At 59.9% G+C, this 16,964-nt stretch carries 15 protein-coding genes, 1 tRNA gene and 3 pseudogenes; all 19 read left to right on the plus strand.

The window, feature by feature from the left end:
- The first annotated feature begins 4 nt into the window (after nucleotides 1-4).
- The 19 genes and pseudogenes from rplT (at nucleotide 5) to ACEPAJ_RS09020 (ending at nucleotide 16,871) form a co-directional block, all read left to right on the plus strand.
- Entirely contained in the window at nucleotides 5-361 is a 357-nt protein-coding gene (gene rplT, locus ACEPAJ_RS08930; RefSeq protein WP_040069108.1) for a 50S ribosomal protein L20, read from the plus strand.
- Between the two features lie 95 nt (nucleotides 362-456).
- Complete coding sequence (pheS, locus tag ACEPAJ_RS08935) at nucleotides 457-1,473, plus strand: phenylalanine--tRNA ligase subunit alpha (protein WP_425914556.1); 1,017 nt, start codon at nucleotides 457-459, stop codon at nucleotides 1,471-1,473.
- A 45-nt stretch (nucleotides 1,474-1,518) separates the two neighbouring features.
- Complete coding sequence (gene pheT / locus ACEPAJ_RS08940; protein ID WP_425914557.1) at nucleotides 1,519-3,897, plus strand: phenylalanine--tRNA ligase subunit beta; 2,379 nt, start codon at nucleotides 1,519-1,521, stop codon at nucleotides 3,895-3,897.
- Nucleotides 3,898-3,900: 3 nt separating this feature from the next.
- Nucleotides 3,901-4,202, plus strand: a pseudogene (gene ihfA, locus ACEPAJ_RS08945) (integration host factor subunit alpha).
- Nucleotides 4,183-4,539 (plus strand): MerR family transcriptional regulator, encoded by a 357-nt coding sequence (locus tag ACEPAJ_RS08950; protein ID WP_425914558.1) that lies wholly within the window; start codon nucleotides 4,183-4,185, stop codon nucleotides 4,537-4,539. Before ihfA ends, ACEPAJ_RS08950 begins: the two are co-directional and overlap by 20 nt.
- An 87-nt stretch (nucleotides 4,540-4,626) precedes the next feature.
- A tRNA-Pro gene (locus ACEPAJ_RS08955) sits at nucleotides 4,627-4,703 on the plus strand.
- 383 nt (nucleotides 4,704-5,086) lie between these two features.
- Nucleotides 5,087-5,932 (plus strand): IclR family transcriptional regulator, encoded by an 846-nt coding sequence (locus tag ACEPAJ_RS08960; protein WP_425914559.1) that lies wholly within the window; start codon nucleotides 5,087-5,089, stop codon nucleotides 5,930-5,932.
- Between the two features lie 443 nt (nucleotides 5,933-6,375).
- Nucleotides 6,376-7,332, plus strand: a complete 957-nt coding sequence (locus ACEPAJ_RS08965; protein ID WP_425914560.1) for an AraC family transcriptional regulator — start codon at nucleotides 6,376-6,378, stop codon at nucleotides 7,330-7,332.
- A 318-nt stretch (nucleotides 7,333-7,650) separates the two neighbouring features.
- On the plus strand, nucleotides 7,651-7,893 hold the full coding sequence (locus tag ACEPAJ_RS08970) for a hypothetical protein (protein WP_425914561.1): 243 nt from the start codon (nucleotides 7,651-7,653) through the stop codon (nucleotides 7,891-7,893).
- A pseudogene (locus ACEPAJ_RS08975) lies at nucleotides 7,845-7,976 on the plus strand (Rieske 2Fe-2S domain-containing protein); the annotation flags it as partial. The gene ACEPAJ_RS08970 and the pseudogene ACEPAJ_RS08975, both read left to right, overlap by 49 nt.
- Before the next feature lie 338 nt (nucleotides 7,977-8,314).
- Nucleotides 8,315-9,010 (plus strand): SRPBCC family protein, encoded by a 696-nt coding sequence (locus ACEPAJ_RS08980; protein ID WP_425917983.1) that lies wholly within the window; start codon nucleotides 8,315-8,317, stop codon nucleotides 9,008-9,010.
- Nucleotides 9,011-9,499 (plus strand): benzoate 1,2-dioxygenase small subunit, encoded by a 489-nt coding sequence (benB, locus tag ACEPAJ_RS08985; protein WP_425914562.1) that lies wholly within the window; start codon nucleotides 9,011-9,013, stop codon nucleotides 9,497-9,499.
- Between the two features lie 92 nt (nucleotides 9,500-9,591).
- On the plus strand, nucleotides 9,592-10,602 hold the full coding sequence (gene benC / locus ACEPAJ_RS08990) for a benzoate 1,2-dioxygenase electron transfer component BenC (protein ID WP_425914563.1): 1,011 nt from the start codon (nucleotides 9,592-9,594) through the stop codon (nucleotides 10,600-10,602).
- A gap of 219 nt (nucleotides 10,603-10,821) precedes the next feature.
- Nucleotides 10,822-11,598: a 1,6-dihydroxycyclohexa-2,4-diene-1-carboxylate dehydrogenase gene (locus tag ACEPAJ_RS08995; protein WP_425914564.1), complete on the plus strand. Its 777-nt coding sequence runs from the start codon at nucleotides 10,822-10,824 to the stop codon at nucleotides 11,596-11,598.
- 143 nt (nucleotides 11,599-11,741) lie between these two features.
- The gene (locus ACEPAJ_RS09000; protein WP_425914565.1) at nucleotides 11,742-13,079 is read left to right on the plus strand and encodes an MFS transporter; all 1,338 of its coding nucleotides are present in this window, start codon (nucleotides 11,742-11,744) and stop codon (nucleotides 13,077-13,079) included.
- A gap of 30 nt (nucleotides 13,080-13,109) precedes the next feature.
- Nucleotides 13,110-14,230: pseudogene (locus ACEPAJ_RS09005) on the plus strand (muconate cycloisomerase family protein).
- A 17-nt stretch (nucleotides 14,231-14,247) separates the two neighbouring features.
- On the plus strand, nucleotides 14,248-14,538 hold the full coding sequence (gene catC / locus ACEPAJ_RS09010; RefSeq protein WP_305255312.1) for a muconolactone Delta-isomerase: 291 nt from the start codon (nucleotides 14,248-14,250) through the stop codon (nucleotides 14,536-14,538).
- Between the two features lie 33 nt (nucleotides 14,539-14,571).
- The gene (gene catA, locus ACEPAJ_RS09015; RefSeq protein ID WP_425914566.1) at nucleotides 14,572-15,513 is read left to right on the plus strand and encodes a catechol 1,2-dioxygenase; all 942 of its coding nucleotides are present in this window, start codon (nucleotides 14,572-14,574) and stop codon (nucleotides 15,511-15,513) included.
- Nucleotides 15,514-15,641: 128 nt separating this feature from the next.
- Nucleotides 15,642-16,871, plus strand: coding sequence for a benzoate/H(+) symporter BenE family transporter (locus tag ACEPAJ_RS09020; RefSeq protein WP_425914567.1), 1,230 nt, complete (start codon nucleotides 15,642-15,644; stop codon nucleotides 16,869-16,871).
- Nucleotides 16,872-16,964: the final 93 nt, after the last annotated feature.

Here is a 16,964-nt window from a genome sequence, read left to right on the forward strand (position 1 = left end):
ACTCATGGCTCGTGTTAAGCGCGGCGTTATTGCTCGCAAGCGTCACAAAAAAATTCTGAAACTCGCTAAAGGCTACTACGGCGCACGTTCACGCGTGTTCCGCGTTGCCAAGCAAGCGGTGATCAAGGCAGGCCAATACGCCTACCGCGACCGTCGTCAGAAAAAACGTCAGTTCCGCGCTCTGTGGATCGCTCGTATCAACGCTGGTGCACGTGTTAACGGTCTGTCTTACAGCCGTTTCATTGCTGGCTTGAAAAAAGCGTCCATTGAGATCGACCGTAAGGTACTGGCTGATCTGGCAGTGAACGAAAAAGCGGCGTTTGCTGCGATTGTCGAGAAAGCGAAAGCCGTACTGGCTTAAGTCCCCGACAATCACCGGGTTCGCCCGGTGCTAAACGTCACCAATAGGGGAAGAGCCTTCAAGCTCTTCCCCTATTTCGTATCTGGAGTCTGTAAATGGAAAATCTGGATGTGCTGGTCTCGCAAGCGCTTGAGGCCGTTAGCCACACCGACGATGTGAATGCTCTAGAGCAGCTGCGCGTTCACTATCTGGGCAAAAAGGGCGAATTAACTCAGGTGATGAAGACCCTGGGTAGCCTGTCGGCAGAGGAACGCCCGCAAGCAGGTGCGTTGATCAATGCCGCCAAGGATAAAGTTCAGGAAGCTCTGAACAGCCGTAAAGAAACATTGGAGCAGGCTGCGCTGAGCGCCAAGCTCGCCGCCGAAAAGATTGATGTAACACTGCCAGGGCGTGGACAGGCATCGGGTGGTCTACATCCGGTAACCCGCACGCTGGAGCGCGTAGAGCAATTCTTTACTCGGATAGGCTACGGCATTGCCGAAGGCCCCGAAGTGGAGAACGACTACCACAACTTTGAGGCGCTCAATATCCCCGGCCACCATCCGGCGCGGGCGATGCATGACACCTTCTATTTCAACGCGAACATGTTGCTGCGCACCCATACCTCACCGGTGCAGGTGCGCACCATGGAATCTCAGCAGCCGCCAATCCGCATTGTTTGCCCAGGGCGCGTTTACCGCTGTGACTCTGATATTACTCACTCGCCGATGTTCCACCAGGTCGAAGGTTTGCTGGTCGACGAAGGTGTGAGCTTTGCCGATCTTAAGGGCACCATTGAAGAGTTCCTCCGGGTGTTCTTCGAGAAGCCGCTAGGTGTGCGTTTCCGTCCCTCGTTTTTCCCGTTCACCGAGCCATCGGCCGAAGTCGATATGCAATGCGTAATGTGCAGTGGCAAGGGTTGCCGCGTGTGCAAGCAAACTGGCTGGCTGGAGGTTATGGGCTGCGGCATGGTGCATCCGAATGTGCTGCGCATGTCGGGCATTGATCCGGAAAAATACTCCGGCTTCGCCTTCGGTATGGGTGTTGAACGTCTGGCCATGCTGCGTTACGGCGTCAACGATTTACGGCTGTTCTTCGATAACGACCTGCGGTTCCTGGCGCAATTTCGCTAGCGCCCTCGCATTCCGTAATCGAATTGGTTCAGGAGAACAGACAGAATGAAATTCAGTGAACAATGGCTGCGCAGTTGGGTAAACCCAGATGTCTCCAGCGACGACCTGGTTGCCCGCTTGTCCATGGCTGGCCTGGAAGTCGATAGCGTATCGCCGGCTGCGGGCGTATTCAGTGGTGTTGTGGTGGGCGAGGTGCTGAGCACCGAGCAGCATCCCGATGCCGATAAGTTGCGTGTGTGTCAGGTGAGTAGTGGTGCGGAAAACTTTCAGGTGGTGTGTGGCGCACCGAATGTGCGCCCCGGCTTGAAGATTCCGTTCGCCATGATTGGTGCCGAACTGCCTGGCGATTTCAAAATCAAGAAAGCCAAGCTGCGTGGTGTTGAGTCCAACGGCATGCTTTGCTCGGCCTCCGAGCTACAGATCAGTGAAGACAATGACGGCCTGATGGAGCTGCCGGCTGACGCGCCCGTAGGCCAGGACATTCGTGTCTATTTGGATCTTGATGATGCCAGCATCGAAGTTGATCTGACGCCGAACCGTGGTGATTGCCTGTCCTTGGCTGGTCTGGCGCGTGAGGTGGGTGCGCTTTACGCCGCGCCGGTCACTCGTCCAGTTATCGAGGCGGTTGCGTCTAACCATGATGAGGTGCGTCCGGTCGAAGTGCTCGCGCCGCAAGCTTGTCCGCGTTACCTCGGTCGCGTTGTGCGTAATGTCGATCTGTCCAAGCCGACGCCGCTGTGGATGGTTGAGCGTTTGCGGCGCGCCGATGTGCGTAGCATTGATGCTGCCGTCGATATCACTAACTACGTGATGCTTGAGCTAGGCCAACCGATGCACGCGTTCGATCTGGCCGAGATCAATGGTGGCATCCGCGTACGTATGGCCGAGGAGGGCGAGAAGCTTGTCCTGCTTGATGGGCAGGAAGTCAGCCTGCGCAGCGATACCCTGGTAATCGCCGATCATAGTCGTGCCTTGGCCATTGCCGGCGTGATGGGTTGCGAGCACAGCGGTGTGAATGACAAAACGCGAGACCTGTTTCTCGAAAGTGCGTTCTTCGACACCATTGCCATTGCCGGCAAGGCTCGCTCCTATGGGCTGCACACCGATGCCTCGCACCGCTTTGAGCGTGGCGTGGATTGGCAGTTGGCTCGTGAAGCCATGGAGCGCGCGACTGCGTTGCTGCTGGAGATTGTCGGTGGCGAAGCTGGGCCGATTATCGAGGTCGTCAATCAGGAGCAGTTGCCGAGCGTTGCGCCGGTCACGCTGCGTGCTGAGCGTGTCGAGCAGATGCTTGGCCTGAAGATGGATGAGGCTGAAATTGTCCGCTTGTTGGCCGCTTTAGGCTTGAATGTTCATGCAGATGGCGAAGGGCAGTGGCAGATTGGTGTGCCAAGCCATCGCTTCGATATCAGCCTGGAAGTTGACCTGATTGAAGAGCTTGCCCGCTTGTATGGCTACAACCGCTTGCCTGTACGTTATCCACAAGCGCGTTTAGCTCCGCAAACTAAGGCCGAAGCCGCTATCGAGCTACCTGCGTTGCGTCGTTTGTTGGTTGCCCGCGGTTATCAGGAGGCAATTACCTACAGTTTTATCGATCCCAAATTATTCGAGCTGTTCAACCCTGGCGTTGCGCCGCTGATGTTGGCTAACCCGATCTCCGCAGATATGGCGGCGATGCGTTCTTCCTTGTGGCCAGGTCTGATCAAGGCGCTTGAGCACAACTTGAATCGTCAGCAGTCGCGTGTGCGCCTGTTTGAAAGTGGTTTGCGCTTTGTTGGTCAGCTCGAAGGCTTGAAGCAAGAGCCGATGCTGGCGGGTGTGATTTCTGGTGGCCGCTTGCCAGAAGGCTGGGCGCATACTCGTGATGATGTCGACTTCTATGATGTGAAGGCTGATGTTGAGGCTTTGCTAGCCAGCGCCGGTGCGGGCAATAGCTTTGCTTTTACGCCAGGCGAGCATGCGGCACTGCATCCGGGGCAAACAGCGCGCATTGAGCGTGATGGGCGCCTTGTCGGGTTCGTTGGTGCCATTCATCCTGAGTTGTCGAAAACGCTAGGCTTGGATCAAGCAGTCTTCATGTTTGAACTCGTGTTGGGTGAAATCACTGAGGGCGTTATGCCTAAGTTCCAGGCGCTTTCTAAGTTTCCTGAGGTGCGGCGTGACCTGGCTTTGCTGGTCGATCGTGATGTGCCCGCGCAGGATTTGCTTGATTGCATCAAGGGCGCTGCAGGTGAGTGGCTGACGGACCTCAAGCTATTTGACGTGTATCACGGTAAAGGTATTGATCCTGATAGAAAAAGCCTTGCGGTTGGCTTGACCTGGCAGCATCCATCGCGCACTCTAAATGACGATGAGGTGAGCGCAGCAATGCAAAATATTCTCACCTCCCTGGAACAAAGGTTCAACGCCACGTTAAGGAAGTAGCGTATGGGGGCTCTGACGAAAGCTGAGATGGCGGAACGTCTGTATGAAGAGCTGGGCCTGAATAAACGGGAAGCCAAGGAGTTGGTGGAGCTGTTCTTTGAGGAAATCCGCCAAGCGCTGGAGCTCAACGAACAGGTCAAGCTCTCGGGGTTCGGTAATTTTGATCTGCGCGATAAGCGTCAGCGCCCCGGTCGCAATCCAAAACAGGAGAGGAAATTCCGATCACGGCCCGCCGTGTGGTGACTTTCCGTCCAGGCCAGAAACTTAAAGCCAGGGTCGAGGCGTATGCTGGAACCAAGTCATAACGACGAATTACCCGTCATACCCGGCAAGCGCTACTTCACTATCGGTGAGGTAAGTGAGTTGTGCGCCGTTAAGCCTCATGTGCTGCGTTACTGGGAGCAGGAATTTCCTCAGCTAAACCCAGTGAAGCGCCGCGGTAACCGACGCTATTATCAACGACAGGATGTGTTGATGATTAGGCAGATTCGCGCTCTTTTGTACGATCAGGGCTTCACAATTGGCGGGGCGCGCCAGCGCCTTTCCGGTGATGAGGCCAAAGATGACAACACTCAATACAAGCAACTGATCAAGCAAATGATTACTGAGCTTGAGGATGTTTTACAGGTACTCAAAAAATAGTCGCACTATTCAAAAAGTTTCCATATTTCAGGGGCTTAATGTATAGTTCGCCAGGTTTCGGGGCTCCGAAACAGATTAACGCCTAGTCGGGGCGTAGCGCAGTCCGGTAGCGCACTAGCATGGGGTGCTAGGGGTCGAGTGTTCGAATCACTCCGTCCCGACCATATAATCCTAGAAAATCCAGTCACTTAGCGGTGACTGGATTTTTTTATGCTTGATGATTTTTAGCATTTCCGAATTTTGCCCCCACTTTTTGCCCCACCGAAGAATCTAGCCATCATTTTGGTGGCCTGCCCTTGATGTTCCCTTCCTTTCCGGCCCTTTTGGCCTGTCCCTCTTTACGCGCCAAGCAGAAAAGCGATACGCCGTCACGACGGTTTAAGCGGCCGGGTTGAATTACTCTTCGCGAGTCTATGCCGTGCTTCATTCCGCTACCGAAAGCCAACAGAGCGCTATTGTGTTCCGGTGTATTGGTACACCAGTGTTTGCGATTATCGCGCACTGGTTCGATAATCGCTCAGCGTTGTCCCCTTGCCCCGGAGGCTCCATGAGCGAAAATCGTCCGCAGCTGTCTACCCTGGCTCCGCCGCCCTATGTGTCGCCTGCCAAGCGCATCGAGGAGTTTACGGGCGATCCTAATTTCATGTCCTCCCTTGCCCGTGGCCTGGCGGTGATCAATGCGTTTCAGGAACGCAAGCGCCACCTGACCATTGCGCAGATCAGCCATCGCACCGAGATCCCCCGCGCTGCCGTGCGCCGTTGCCTGTATACCCTGATGAAGCTGGGCTATGCGACCAGTGAAGGGCATACCTATTCGCTGCTGCCCAAGGTGCTGACACTCGGCCATGCCTACCTGTCGTCCACCCCGCTGGCCGTCTCGGCGCAGCCTTATCTGGATCGGATCAGCGAGCAGCTGCATGAGGCTTGTAACCTGGCCACCCTGGAAGGCGAGCAGGTGTTGTATATCGCCCGCTCGGCGATTCCACAGCGGCTGATCTCGGTGGACTTGAGTGTCGGCAGCCGCCTGCCAGCCTACTGCACCTCAATGGGGCGGATCCTTCTGTCCGCGCTGGACGACGACAGCCTGCACGACTACCTCAATCACGCTGAGCTGCAGGCCAAGACCAGTCGCACCCTGCATACCCCGGAGGCGCTCTGGGAATGCCTGCAGCAGGTACGTCAGCAGGGCTGGTGCCTGGTCGATCAGGAGCTGGAGCAAGGGCTGCGCTCGCTGGCCGTGCCGGTCTACGACTCGTCCGGCCATGTCCTTGCCGCAATGAACGTCAGCACTCACGCCGGGCGTGTGCCGGCCATCGAGCTTGAGCAGCGCTTCCTGCCGATCATGCTCAACGCTAGCCGCGAGCTGAGCAGTCAGTTGTTCAAACCAGTGTGAGCCAGGCTCGGGGGTAGGGTCACGCCAGCGTTGAAATGTGCCGGGCCCTAAGTGCCGCGCTGCGCAGCTGATTCTCGAAACCGGGCGCCTGGAGGGTTACGCAGCGCGCACAGCGGTGGCTGATCGCTTGAGTATCCGCGCCGCCAACTCCACCTGCTCCGAAATTCGCCATTCGGCCATCGATATGACACTAGTGCCATGTGCGAATGTGTGCGGTTATCGCGCGCCGGCCATCCTACTTTCGTTTGGATTCACTAAGCTGTCGCAGCGGCTATGATTGATATCAATAATCGGCTGATAGTTTTGCGGGTGACGATTTTGACCGTTGATCGGTACAGGCTGTTTTAAAGCTGTTTTGCCTGTATCAATATTTAGACGTGAGGGCAGATGCCTTGCTTGTGCTGACCCTCAGTGTCATAAAAATTATAAGAGTGCCGTGAGTTATGGACTGCCGTCTGCTGAACGAGAAAAGTCGGATATTCCACAATGCCGACCCCTATGCCGTTTCCGACTATGTCAATCAGCATGTCGGCGCGCATTGCATTCGTTTGCCGCAAAGCGGGCGGCCCGAGGCTAGCCTCAGCCACCGCACCTTCGGCAGCCTGGATCTGTGCCGGATCAGTTACGGCGCCAGTGTGCGCGTCACCTCGCCGGCGCTGGAAACCATCTACCACCTGCAAATTCTGCTCAAGGGCAATTGTCTGTGGCGCGGCAATGCCCAGGAGCATTACTTCACGCCAGGTGAGTTGCTGCTGATCAACCCCGACGATCCGGTCGATCTGACCTACTCTGACGACTGCGAAAAATTCATCGTCAAGCTGCCGTCGACCTTTCTCGAGCGGGCCTGTAGCGAAAACCATTGGCGTCGTCCGGCAGACGGCATCCGTTTCGCTTCACGGCACAACCTTCAGCAGCTCGACGGCTTCGTCAATCTGCTGGGGTTGGTCTGCGACGAAGCTGAAAGTGCGCAGCCGATGACCCAGGTGCAAGAACACTACACCCGGATCATCGCCACCAAGCTACTCGGCCTGCTGGCCAATAACGTTGAGCGCGAGGAGCTGGGCGAAAGCTGCCCCTCGTTCGAGCGTATTGCCCAGTACATCGAGGACAACCTCAAGCAGGACATCGGCCTGGAGCAATTGGCCGAGGTGGTACGCATGAGTCCGCGCTCGCTCTACGCGCTGTTCGAGCGCAACGCTGGCACCACGCCAAAGCACTACATCCGCAACAAGAAGCTGGAAAAGGTACATACCTGCCTGCTCGACCCGACCGCCAAGGTGCGCAACGTTACCGAGGTGGCGCTGGATTATGGCTTTCTGCACCTCGGACGTTTCTCCGAAAGCTACAAGAGCGCTTTCGGCGAGCTGCCTTCTGACACCCTGCGCCGGCGCGAGTCCTGACGCCTGTGCTGTTGGTGCGCACAGCGCACCCTACGGCGTCCTCGCAAATCCCGACTTCTGTGCTGTTGGTGCGCACAGCGCACCCTGCGGCGCCCTCGCAAACCTGACTTCTGTGCTGTTGGTGCGCACGGCGCACCCTACGGCGTCTTGGCAAACCTGACTTCTGTGCTGTTGGTGCGCACCACGGGTATGTGTCGCTGGTCCCGTTGTCCGCGCCCTGCAGAAAACGGATAAAGGTCGTGTACAAACTGGATATTGTCGGACAGTCCTGAGTCGTAGTCTTGATTCCGTTGAAACAATAATAACGGAGCCATGGCGATGACCCTGCGACTCGATTACCTGAACGGCCTGCTGCAAGAAGATAAAGAGAAGGGCATTTTCCGCTGCAAGCGCGAGATGTTCACCGATCCTCGGTTGTTCGACCTGGAGATGCAGCACATCTTCGAGGGCAACTGGTTGTACCTGGCTCATGAAAGCCAGATCCCGAGACGAACGATTACTACACCACCTCCATGGGGCGTCAGCCGATTTTCATCGCGCGCAACAAGGATGGTGTGTTGAATGCGTTTATCAACGCCTGCAGCCATCGCGGTGCCATGCTCTGTCGCTTCAAGAGCGGCAACAAGGCCACCTACACCTGCCCGTTCCATGGCTGGACCTTCAATAACTCGGGCAAATTGCTCAAGGTCAAGGACCCCAAGGAAGCCGGCTATCCGCCGAGCTTTGATTGCGACGGCTCCCATGATCTGAAGAAGGTCGCGCGCTTCGAGTCCTACCGTGGCTTCCTGTTTGGCAGCCTGCGTGAAGACGTCGCGCCGCTGGAAGACTTCCTGGGCGAGTCGAAGAAGATCATCGACATGATCGTCGATCAGTCCGCCGATGGCTTGGAAGTGCTACGTGGCTCGAGCACCTACGTCTACGAAGGCAACTGGAAGCTGCAGGCCGAGAACGGCGCAGATGGCTACCACGTCACCGCCGTCCACTGGAACTACGCCGCCACCCAGCAGCAGCGCAAGCTGAAAGAAGCGGGCGACGATATCCGCGCCATGAGCGCCGGTGGTTGGGGCAAGAAGGGGGTGGTTTCTACTCCTTTGATAATGGTCATCTGCTGCTGTGGACGCGCTGGGACAACCCGGAAGACCGGCCGATGTTCGCCGAGCGCGATCGTTTGGCCAGCGAGTTTGGCGAAGCACGTGCCGACTGGATGGTTGGCAACTCGCGCAACCTGTGCCTGTACCCGAACCTGTACCTGATGGATCAGTTCGGCTCGCAGTTGCGTATCGCCCGGCCGCTGTCGGTGGACCGGACCGAAGTGACCATCTACTGCATCGCGCCGAAAGGCGAGTGCGCTGAGGCCCGTGCCCGCCGCATCCGTCAGTACGAAGACTTCTTCAACGTCAGCGGCATGGCCACTCCGGACGACCTGGAAGAGTTCCGTGCCTGTCAGCAGGGCTTTGCCGGCCGTGCGATGGAGTGGAACGACATGTCCCGCGGTTCCGAGCACTGGATTGACGGTGCCGATGAAGCCGCCAAGCAAATCGACCTGCATCCGCTGATGAGCGGCGTGCGTACCGAGGACGAAGGGTTGTTCGTGCTGCAGCATCACTACTGGCAGCAGCAGATGATCAAGGCGCTGCAAGAACAGCAGGACCAGTTGATTCACGTGGAGGGCGCGTAAATGAGCCTGACTTACGAAGCCGCACGCGACTTCCTCTACCGTGAAGCGCGCTACCTCGACGACAAGCAGTGGGACGAGTGGCTGGAGCTGTATGCCAGCGACGCGACCTTCTGGATGCCGGCCTGGGACGACCGCGATCAACTGGTGGAAAACCCGCAGACCGAGATCTCGCTGATTTGGTACGGCAACCGCAGCGGTCTGGAAGACCGGGTGTTCCGCATCCGCACCGAGCGCTCCAGTGCCACCATTCCGGATACGCGCACCTCGCACAACATCAGCAATATCGAGCTGATCGAGCAGGCTGATGGCCTGTGCAGGCTGCGCTTCAACTGGCACACCATGAGCTTTCGCTACAAGGTCGTCGACCACTTCTACGGCACCAGCTTCTACACCCTCGACACCAGCGGGCCGAACCCACTGATCAAGGCCAAGAAGGTGGTGCTGAAGAACGACTACGTCAGGCAGGTCATCGACGTTTATCACATCTAAGTCCGCTGCAGGGTTGCCGGCGGGAGCGCTTTGCTCCCGTCACGGGGCCGTGCATGCCGCAATCCGCCAGATCAGCTACAGCGAGGTGTGCCATGAGCCACAAGATCGCCCTGAATTTCGAAGACGGGGTCACCCGTTTCATTGACACCAATGTCGGCGAAACCGTGGCTGATGCCGCCTATCGCCAGGGCATCAATATCCCGCTGGATTGCCGCGATGGCGCCTGCGGTGCCTGCAAGTGCTTCGCCGAAGCCGGTCAGTACGACTTGGGCGAGGAATATGTTGAAGATGCTCTGAGCGCGGAAGAAGCAGAGCAAGGCTACGTGCTGACCTGCCAGATGCGCGCCGAAAGTGATTGCGTGGTGCGCGTGCCGGCCTCAAGCGACGTCTGCAAGACCCAGCAGGCCAGCTTCGAGGCGGCGATCTGCGCGGTGCGTCAGCTCTCCGACAGCACCATCGCCTTGTCGATCAAGGGCGAGGCGCTGAGCAAGCTGGCGTTCCTGCCGGGCCAGTACGTCAACCTCAGGGTGCCGGGTAGCGAGCAGAGCCGCGCTTATTCGTTTAGTAGTCTGCAGAAGGACGGCGAAGTCAGCTTCCTGATCCGCAATGTGCCGGGCGGCTTGATGAGCAGCTTCCTCACCGGGCTTGCCAAGGCCGGTGACAGCATGAGCCTGGCCGGCCCGCTGGGCAGTTTCTACCTGCGCGAAATCAAGCGGCCGTTGTTGCTGCTTGCCGGCGGCACCGGTCTGGCGCCGTTCACCGCGATGCTCGAGAAAATTGCCGAGCAGGGCAGCGCGCACCCGCTGCACCTGATCTACGGGGTGACCAACGATTTCGACCTGGTTGAGATGGACAGGCTTGAGGCCCTGGCCGCGCGCATCCCCAACTTTACCTACAGCGCCTGCGTGGCCAGCCCGGACAGCAAGTATCCGCACAAGGGCTACGTCACCCAGCACATCGCGGCCAAGCACCTCAACGACGGCGACGTGGATATCTACCTGTGCGGCCCGCCGCCGATGGTCGAGGCGGTCAGCGGCTACATCCGCGAACAGGGCATCCAGCCGGCCAACTTCTATTACGAGAAGTTCGCCGCCAGCGCTTAAAGGGCTCCTTTGGTCCGCTTGCTGGGTGAGCGGGCCTGTTTTATTCGTGCAATAGCCCGGGAGTTATCTGTTGGATTGCCCCGGATTACATCCGGGCTACGCAACCGAGGCTTCGTCTCTGTGGGAGCGGACTTGTCCGCGAAGACAGCAGGCGCATCGCGGGCAAGCTTGCAGCCACGGGACGTTGGCGCACCGCAACCATTCACCGAGGTCGGGACTATGAATACGCGTTTTCAAGACAAGGTCGCCGTGATCACTGGCGCTGCCCAAGGCATCGGTCGCCGTGTCGCCGAACGTATGGCGGCCGAGGGTGGCCGGCTGTTGCTGGTCGACCGTTCCGAGCTGGTGCATGAACTGGCCGACGAGCTGGCGAGCATCTGCGAAGTGCTGACCCTGACCGCCGACCTTGAGCAGTTCACCGAGTGCCAGCGAGTGATGGAGATGGCGGTCGAGCGCTTCGGTCGCCTGGACATCCTGGTCAACAACGTCGGCGGCACCATCTGGGCCAAGCCGTTCGAGCATTACCAGGCGCACGAGATCGAGGCCGAGGTGCGCCGTTCGCTGTTCCCGACCCTGTGGTGCTGCCACGCCGCGTTGCCACAGATGCTCGCGCAGGGCAGCGGGGCCATCGTCAACGTTTCTTCCATCGCCACCCGCGGGGTCAATCGCGTGCCCTACGGCGCGGCCAAGGGCGGGGTCAATGCCCTGACTGCCTGCCTGGCCTTCGAGACTGCCGGACGCGGTATTCGGGTCAACGCCACCGCACCGGGCGGCACCGAAGCGCCGCCACGACGCATCCCGCGCAACAGCGCCGAGCAGAGTGAGCAGGAGAAGCTCTGGTACCAGCAAATCGTTGACCAGACCCTCAGCAGCAGCCTGATGAAACGCTACGGCAGCATCGATGACCAAGCCGGGGCGATTTTGTTTCTGGCCTCGGACGACGCCGCCTATATCACTGGCGTGACCCTGCCGGTGGGTGGTGGGGATCTGGGCTAAGCACGACCCCTGTAGGCGCGAGGGGGACGCCTAGTCCTTGTCGCGATCAGCCAGAGCATCGCCAGCAAGCTGGCTCCTACAGAAATACTGCTATCCACTTCAACGAGCTGTTCACAACAAGAACAAAAGAGAGAACCGATGCCATGCGAAATATTGATGTACACGAGGTAATAGATAACGCGCGCTTCAACCGTTATCACTGGATGGTGATGTTCTGGTGCGCCTTGCTGCTGATCTTCGACGGCTACGATCTGTTTATCTACGGTGTGGTGTTGCCGGTGATCATGCAGGAGTGGGGCCTGACCCCGCTGGAGGCCGGTGCCCTGGGCAGCTATGCGCTGTTCGGCATGATGTTCGGTGCCCTGGCTTTCGGCACCTTGGCTGACAAGATCGGGCGCAAGAAGGGCATCGCCGTGTGCTTCCTGCTGTTCAGTTGCGCCACCATCGTCAATGGCTTTGCCAGCAACCCCACCGAATTCGGCATCTGCCGCTTTATCGCCGGCCTTGGCTGCGGTGGCCTGATGCCCAACGTAGTGGCATTGATGAACGAGTACGCGCCGAAGAAGCTGCGCAGCACCCTGGTGGCCATCATGTTCAGCGGCTACTCGGTAGGCGGCATGCTGTCCGCCGGCCTGGGTATCTACATGCTGCCGCGCTTTGGCTGGGAATCGATGTTCTTCATCGCCGGCGTGCCGTTGCTGCTGCTGCCGTTGATTCTCTGGTTTTTGCCGGAATCGGTCGGTTTCCTGGTGCGCGAAGGGCGTACCGAACAGGCCCGCGGCATTCTGCGTCGGGTCGATCCGAGCCGTGCCATCGGCGACGCTGATCCCATCACCATGGCCGAGGCCAAAGGCAACGCCGCCTCGGTGCTGGAACTGTTCCGCGAGGGCCGTGCCTTGCGCACCCTGATGATCTGGCTGGCGTTCTTCTGCTGCCTGCTGATGGTCTACGCCCTGAGTTCCTGGCTGCCGAAGCTGATGGCCAACGCCGGCTACAGCCTGGGTTCGAGCCTGTCGTTCCTGCTGGCGCTGAACCTGGGTGCGGTGTTCGGTGCCATCGGTGGCGGCCTGCTCGGCGACCGGATGAACCTGCCTCGGGTGCTGGCGGTGTTCTTCGTGGTGGCGGCGGTGTCGATCAGCCTGCTCGGGATCAAGAGCCCGACGCCGGTGCTGTACCTGCTGATCGGCGTGGCCGGTGCCACCACCATCGGTACGCAGATCCTGCTGTACGCCTGCGCCGCGCAATTCTATGGCCTGTCGATCCGTTCCACCGGTCTCGGCTGGGCCTCGGGTATTGGTCGCAACGGCGCCATCGTCGGGCCGCTACTGGGTGGCGCGCTGCTGGGGATCAACCTGCCGCTGCAGCTCAACTTCCTGGCGTTTGCCATTCCTGGCGCCATCGCCGCCATCGCCATGAGCGTGTTCGCCATCAGCAGCCAGCGCAGCAATGCCGCGCCGCTGCCGGCGGCCACGGCTTCCTGACCTCAACCTGCGCAATCTAGCGGAGCCTGAATGAGCCATTCCCTGATCGAAAGCATCGAGGCGATCATCGTCGATCTGCCGACCATCCGCCCGCACAAGCTGGCGATGCACACCATGCAGCAGCAGACCCTGGTGGTGATTCGCCTGCGTTGTGCCGACGGCATCGAAGGCCTCGGCGAGTCCACCACTATCGGCGGCCTGGCTTACGGCAACGAGAGCCCGGAGAGCATCAAGCAGAACATCGACAGCCACCTGGCGCCGCTGCTGATCGGTCAGGACGCGGCCAATATCAACGCCTGCATGCTGCGTCTGGATAAAGCCGCCAAGGGTAATACCTTCGCCAAGTCCGGCCTGGAAAGCGCGCTGCTCGATGCCCAGGGCAAGCGCCTCGGCCTGCCGGTCAGCGAACTGCTCGGCGGCCGGGTGCGCGACAGCCTGGAAGTGGCCTGGACCCTGGCCAGTGGCGACACCGCCAAGGACATCGCCGAAGCCCAGCACATGCTGGAAATTCGTCGCCACCGCATCTTCAAGCTGAAGATCGGTGCGGGCGAGGTCAGTCAGGATCTCCAGCACGTCATCGCGATCAAGCGGCCCTGGGTGACAGCGCCAGCGTGCGCGTCGACGTTAACCAGGCCTGGGACGAGTCGGTCGCCCTGCGTGCCTGTCAGGTGCTCGGCGACAATGGTATCGACCTGATCGAACAGCCGATCTCGCGGATCAACCGCAGCGGCCAGATCCGTCTTAATCAACGCAGTCCGGCGCCGATCATGGCCGACGAATCGATCGAAAGCGTGGAAGACGCCTTCAGCCTGGCCGCCGACGGCGCGGCCAGCATCTTCGCCCTGAAGATTGCCAAGAACGGTGGCCCGCGCGCCGTGCTGCGCACCGCGGCGATCGCCGAGGCGGCCGGCATCGCCCTGTACGGCGGCACCATGCTGGAAGGCTCGATCGGCACCCTGGCCTCGGCCCACGCCTTCCTCACCCTGAACAAGCTGACCTGGCACACCGAGCTGTTCGGTCCGCTGCTGCTGACCGAAGAAATCGTCAACGAAGCGCCGCAGTACCGCGATTTTCAGCTGCACGTGCCGCGTACCCCGGGCCTCGGCCTGAGCCTGGACGAAGAACGCCTGGCGTTCTTCCGTCGCCCCTGAACCGAGAGGAGAGCTCCATGCTGTTCCACGTAAAGATGACGGTAAAACTGCCGCTGGATATGGACCCGGCCAAGGCCGCCCAGATCAAGGCGGACGAGAAAGAACTGGCCCAGCGCCTGATGCGCGAGGGCAAGTGGCGCCACCTGTGGCGCATCGCCGGGCAGTACGCCAACTACAGCGTATTCGACCTGGATAGCGTGCAAGAGCTGCACGACACGCTGATGCAGCTGCCGCTGTTTCCCTACATGGATATCGAGATTGACGCCCTGTGCCGTCACCCCTCGTCGATCCGTGATGACGACCGTTGATTAGCCCTAGAACAAAAAACCGAGGACACCACCATGACCGTTAACGTTAGCCACACTGCCGAAATCCAGGATCTGTTCAAAGAAGCCAGCGGCCTCAACAGCGAGCAAGGCAGCCCGCGTCTCAAGCAGATCATGCTGCGTATCATCAGTGATGCGGCGAAGATCATCGAAGACCTGGAAATCAGCGACGACGAGTTCTGGAACAGCGTCGACTACCTCAATCGCCTTGGCGGGCGCAATGAAGCCGGCCTGCTGGTTGCAGGTCTGGGCCTGGAGCACTTCCTCGACGTGCTGCAGGATGCCAAGGATGCTCAAGCCGGACTGACCGGCGGCACTCCACGCACCATCGAAGGCCCGCTGTATGTTGCTGGTGCGCCGCTGGCCGAAGGCGAAGTGCGCATGGACGATGGCAGTGAGCTGGACTCCGCCACCGTGATGTTCCTCGAAGGCGTGGTGCGCGACACCGACGGTGCGCCTGTGGCCGGTGCGGTGGTCGACCTGTGGCATGCCAACACCCAGGGCAACTACTCCTACTTCGACAAGAGCCAGTCCGAGTACAACCTGCGCCGGCGTATCGTCACCGATAGCGAGGGCCGCTACCGCGCGCGCAGCATTGTGCCTTGCGGTTATGGCTGCTCCCCGGACGGCCCGACTCAGGAATGCCTGGATCTGCTCGGCCGTCATGGCCAGCGTCCGGCACACATCCACTTCTTCATCTCCGCACCGGGCCATCGTCACCTGACCACTCAGATCAACCTGGCCGGCGAGCAATACCTGTGGGACGACTTCGCCTACGCCACCCGTGATGGCCTGGTCGGCGATATCACCTTCGTCGAGGACGCCGCTGCCGCCAATGACCGTAGCGTACAAGGCAACCGCTTTGCCGAACTGCAGTTCGACTTCCAGCTGCAGAAGGCTCCTGCGGCACAAGCCGAACAGCGCAGCAACCGTCCGCGTGCGTTGCAGGGTGCGTAGGGTGCGCCGCGCGCACCATTGATTCCGTGCCAGTTGGCCCCGTGTGAGCCGGTTCAAGCCGCGGTCACGGGGCCTACATACAACGAGAGCGCTCCCCGAGGAGCGCCACTAATACCTTGCGAGGCCCGATGAAAGCCTTGATCAACGATTTCTCTTTGTCCGCCGTGGTGGCCGGCTTTATCGCCACCGTGATTTCCTATGCCGGTCCCCTGGTGATCATTTTCCAGGCGGCCGAGAGCGCGGGCATGTCGCATGCCGTGCTGTCGTCCTGGGTCTGGGCGATTTCCATTGGCAGTGCGGTGCTCGGCATCGTCCTCAGCCTGCGTTACCGCGTGCCCATCATCATCGCCTGGTCGGCTCCGGGCTCGGCGTTGCTGGTGTCGTTGCTGCCGCAGATCAGCCTCAACGAGGCGGTTGGTGCCTATATCGTTGCCAGCCTGATCATTTTTCTGGTCGGTATCAGCGGCGCCTTTGATCGCATCATCAGCAAACTGCCCGCAGCGATTGCCGCCGGCATGCTGGCCGGCATCCTGTTCAGTTTCGGCACCGGTCTGTTCGTTTCGTTGCAGGCCAAGCCCTTTCTGGTGCTGGCGATGTTCGCCACTTACCTGCTGGTCAAGCGTGTGCTGCCGCGTTACGCGGTCATGGCGGTGCTGCTGGTTGGTTGCAGCATCGCCTTTGTCACTGGCGACCTGCGCCAGGAGGCGCTGGTGATCGGTCTGGCCATGCCCGTGTGGATCAGCCCTGAGTTCAGTCTGTCGGCCAGCCTGAATATCGCCCTGCCGCTGGTCATGGTGGCACTGACCGGGCAGTTCGTGCCGGGCATGGCGGTGTTGCGCGGCGCTGGTTACCAGACGCCGGCCAGCCCGATCATTACCAGCAGTGCCCTGGGTTCGTTGCTGCTGGCGCCTTTCGCCTGCCATGGCCTCAACCTGGCCGCGATTACCGCCGCTATTTGCACCGGCCGCGAAGCCCATGAAGACCCGGCCCGGCGCTATGTCGCCGGGGTGGTGGGTGGCGTGGCCTACCTGCTGCTGGGCCTGTTCGGCGCCACCCTGGTGTCGCTGTTTACTGCCTTCCCCAAAGAACTGATCGCCGCCCTGGCCGGGCTGGCGCTGTTCGGCGCGATTGCCAGTTCGCTGGCGGGAGCTATGGCCCAGCCGGCTGATCGTGAAGCGGCGCTGATCACCTTTCTGGTGACAGCATCGGGCATGTCATTTCTCGGCCTGTCGGCGGCCTTCTGGGGATTGATGTTCGGCATCGCCGCGCACCTGCTGCTGAGTGTCCGGCGTAAAGCCGTGGTCGCCACCGCGCCGCTGCCTACCACGAATCTGGCCAAGGAGGAGGCGACCGGTTAGCCGCCTCTGGCCCCTGAGCATTGCCGTCATGTCGATCTGAAGTCGACGCGGCGGTAGTCACACCACCTACTTGCGTTGCCGGGTCTGCCCTCG

The sequence above is a fragment of the Pseudomonas sp. GWSMS-1 genome (assembly GCF_049847425.1).
Lineage (GTDB): Bacteria > Pseudomonadota > Gammaproteobacteria > Pseudomonadales > Pseudomonadaceae > Aquipseudomonas.

Excerpts from the sequence above, each read along its gene's own strand:
- catA (WP_425914566.1), top strand. The coding sequence starts at position 14,572 with ATGACCGTTAACGTTAGCCACACTGCCGAAATCCAGGATCTGTTCAAA.
- ACEPAJ_RS08950 (WP_425914558.1), top strand. The coding sequence starts at position 4,183 with ATGCTGGAACCAAGTCATAACGACGAATTACCCGTCATACCCGGCAAG.
- pheT (WP_425914557.1), top strand. The coding sequence starts at position 1,519 with ATGAAATTCAGTGAACAATGGCTGCGCAGTTGGGTAAACCCAGATGTC.
- benB (WP_425914562.1), top strand. The coding sequence starts at position 9,011 with ATGAGCCTGACTTACGAAGCCGCACGCGACTTCCTCTACCGTGAAGCG.
- ACEPAJ_RS08960 (WP_425914559.1), top strand. The coding sequence starts at position 5,087 with ATGAGCGAAAATCGTCCGCAGCTGTCTACCCTGGCTCCGCCGCCCTAT.
- ACEPAJ_RS09000 (WP_425914565.1), top strand. The coding sequence starts at position 11,742 with ATGCGAAATATTGATGTACACGAGGTAATAGATAACGCGCGCTTCAAC.
- ACEPAJ_RS08970 (WP_425914561.1), top strand. The coding sequence starts at position 7,651 with ATGACCCTGCGACTCGATTACCTGAACGGCCTGCTGCAAGAAGATAAA.
- rplT (WP_040069108.1), top strand. The coding sequence starts at position 5 with ATGGCTCGTGTTAAGCGCGGCGTTATTGCTCGCAAGCGTCACAAAAAA.
- pheS (WP_425914556.1), top strand. The coding sequence starts at position 457 with ATGGAAAATCTGGATGTGCTGGTCTCGCAAGCGCTTGAGGCCGTTAGC.
- benC (WP_425914563.1), top strand. The coding sequence starts at position 9,592 with ATGAGCCACAAGATCGCCCTGAATTTCGAAGACGGGGTCACCCGTTTC.
- ACEPAJ_RS08965 (WP_425914560.1), top strand. The coding sequence starts at position 6,376 with ATGGACTGCCGTCTGCTGAACGAGAAAAGTCGGATATTCCACAATGCC.
- ACEPAJ_RS09020 (WP_425914567.1), top strand. The coding sequence starts at position 15,642 with ATGAAAGCCTTGATCAACGATTTCTCTTTGTCCGCCGTGGTGGCCGGC.
- ACEPAJ_RS08995 (WP_425914564.1), top strand. The coding sequence starts at position 10,822 with ATGAATACGCGTTTTCAAGACAAGGTCGCCGTGATCACTGGCGCTGCC.
- catC (WP_305255312.1), top strand. The coding sequence starts at position 14,248 with ATGCTGTTCCACGTAAAGATGACGGTAAAACTGCCGCTGGATATGGAC.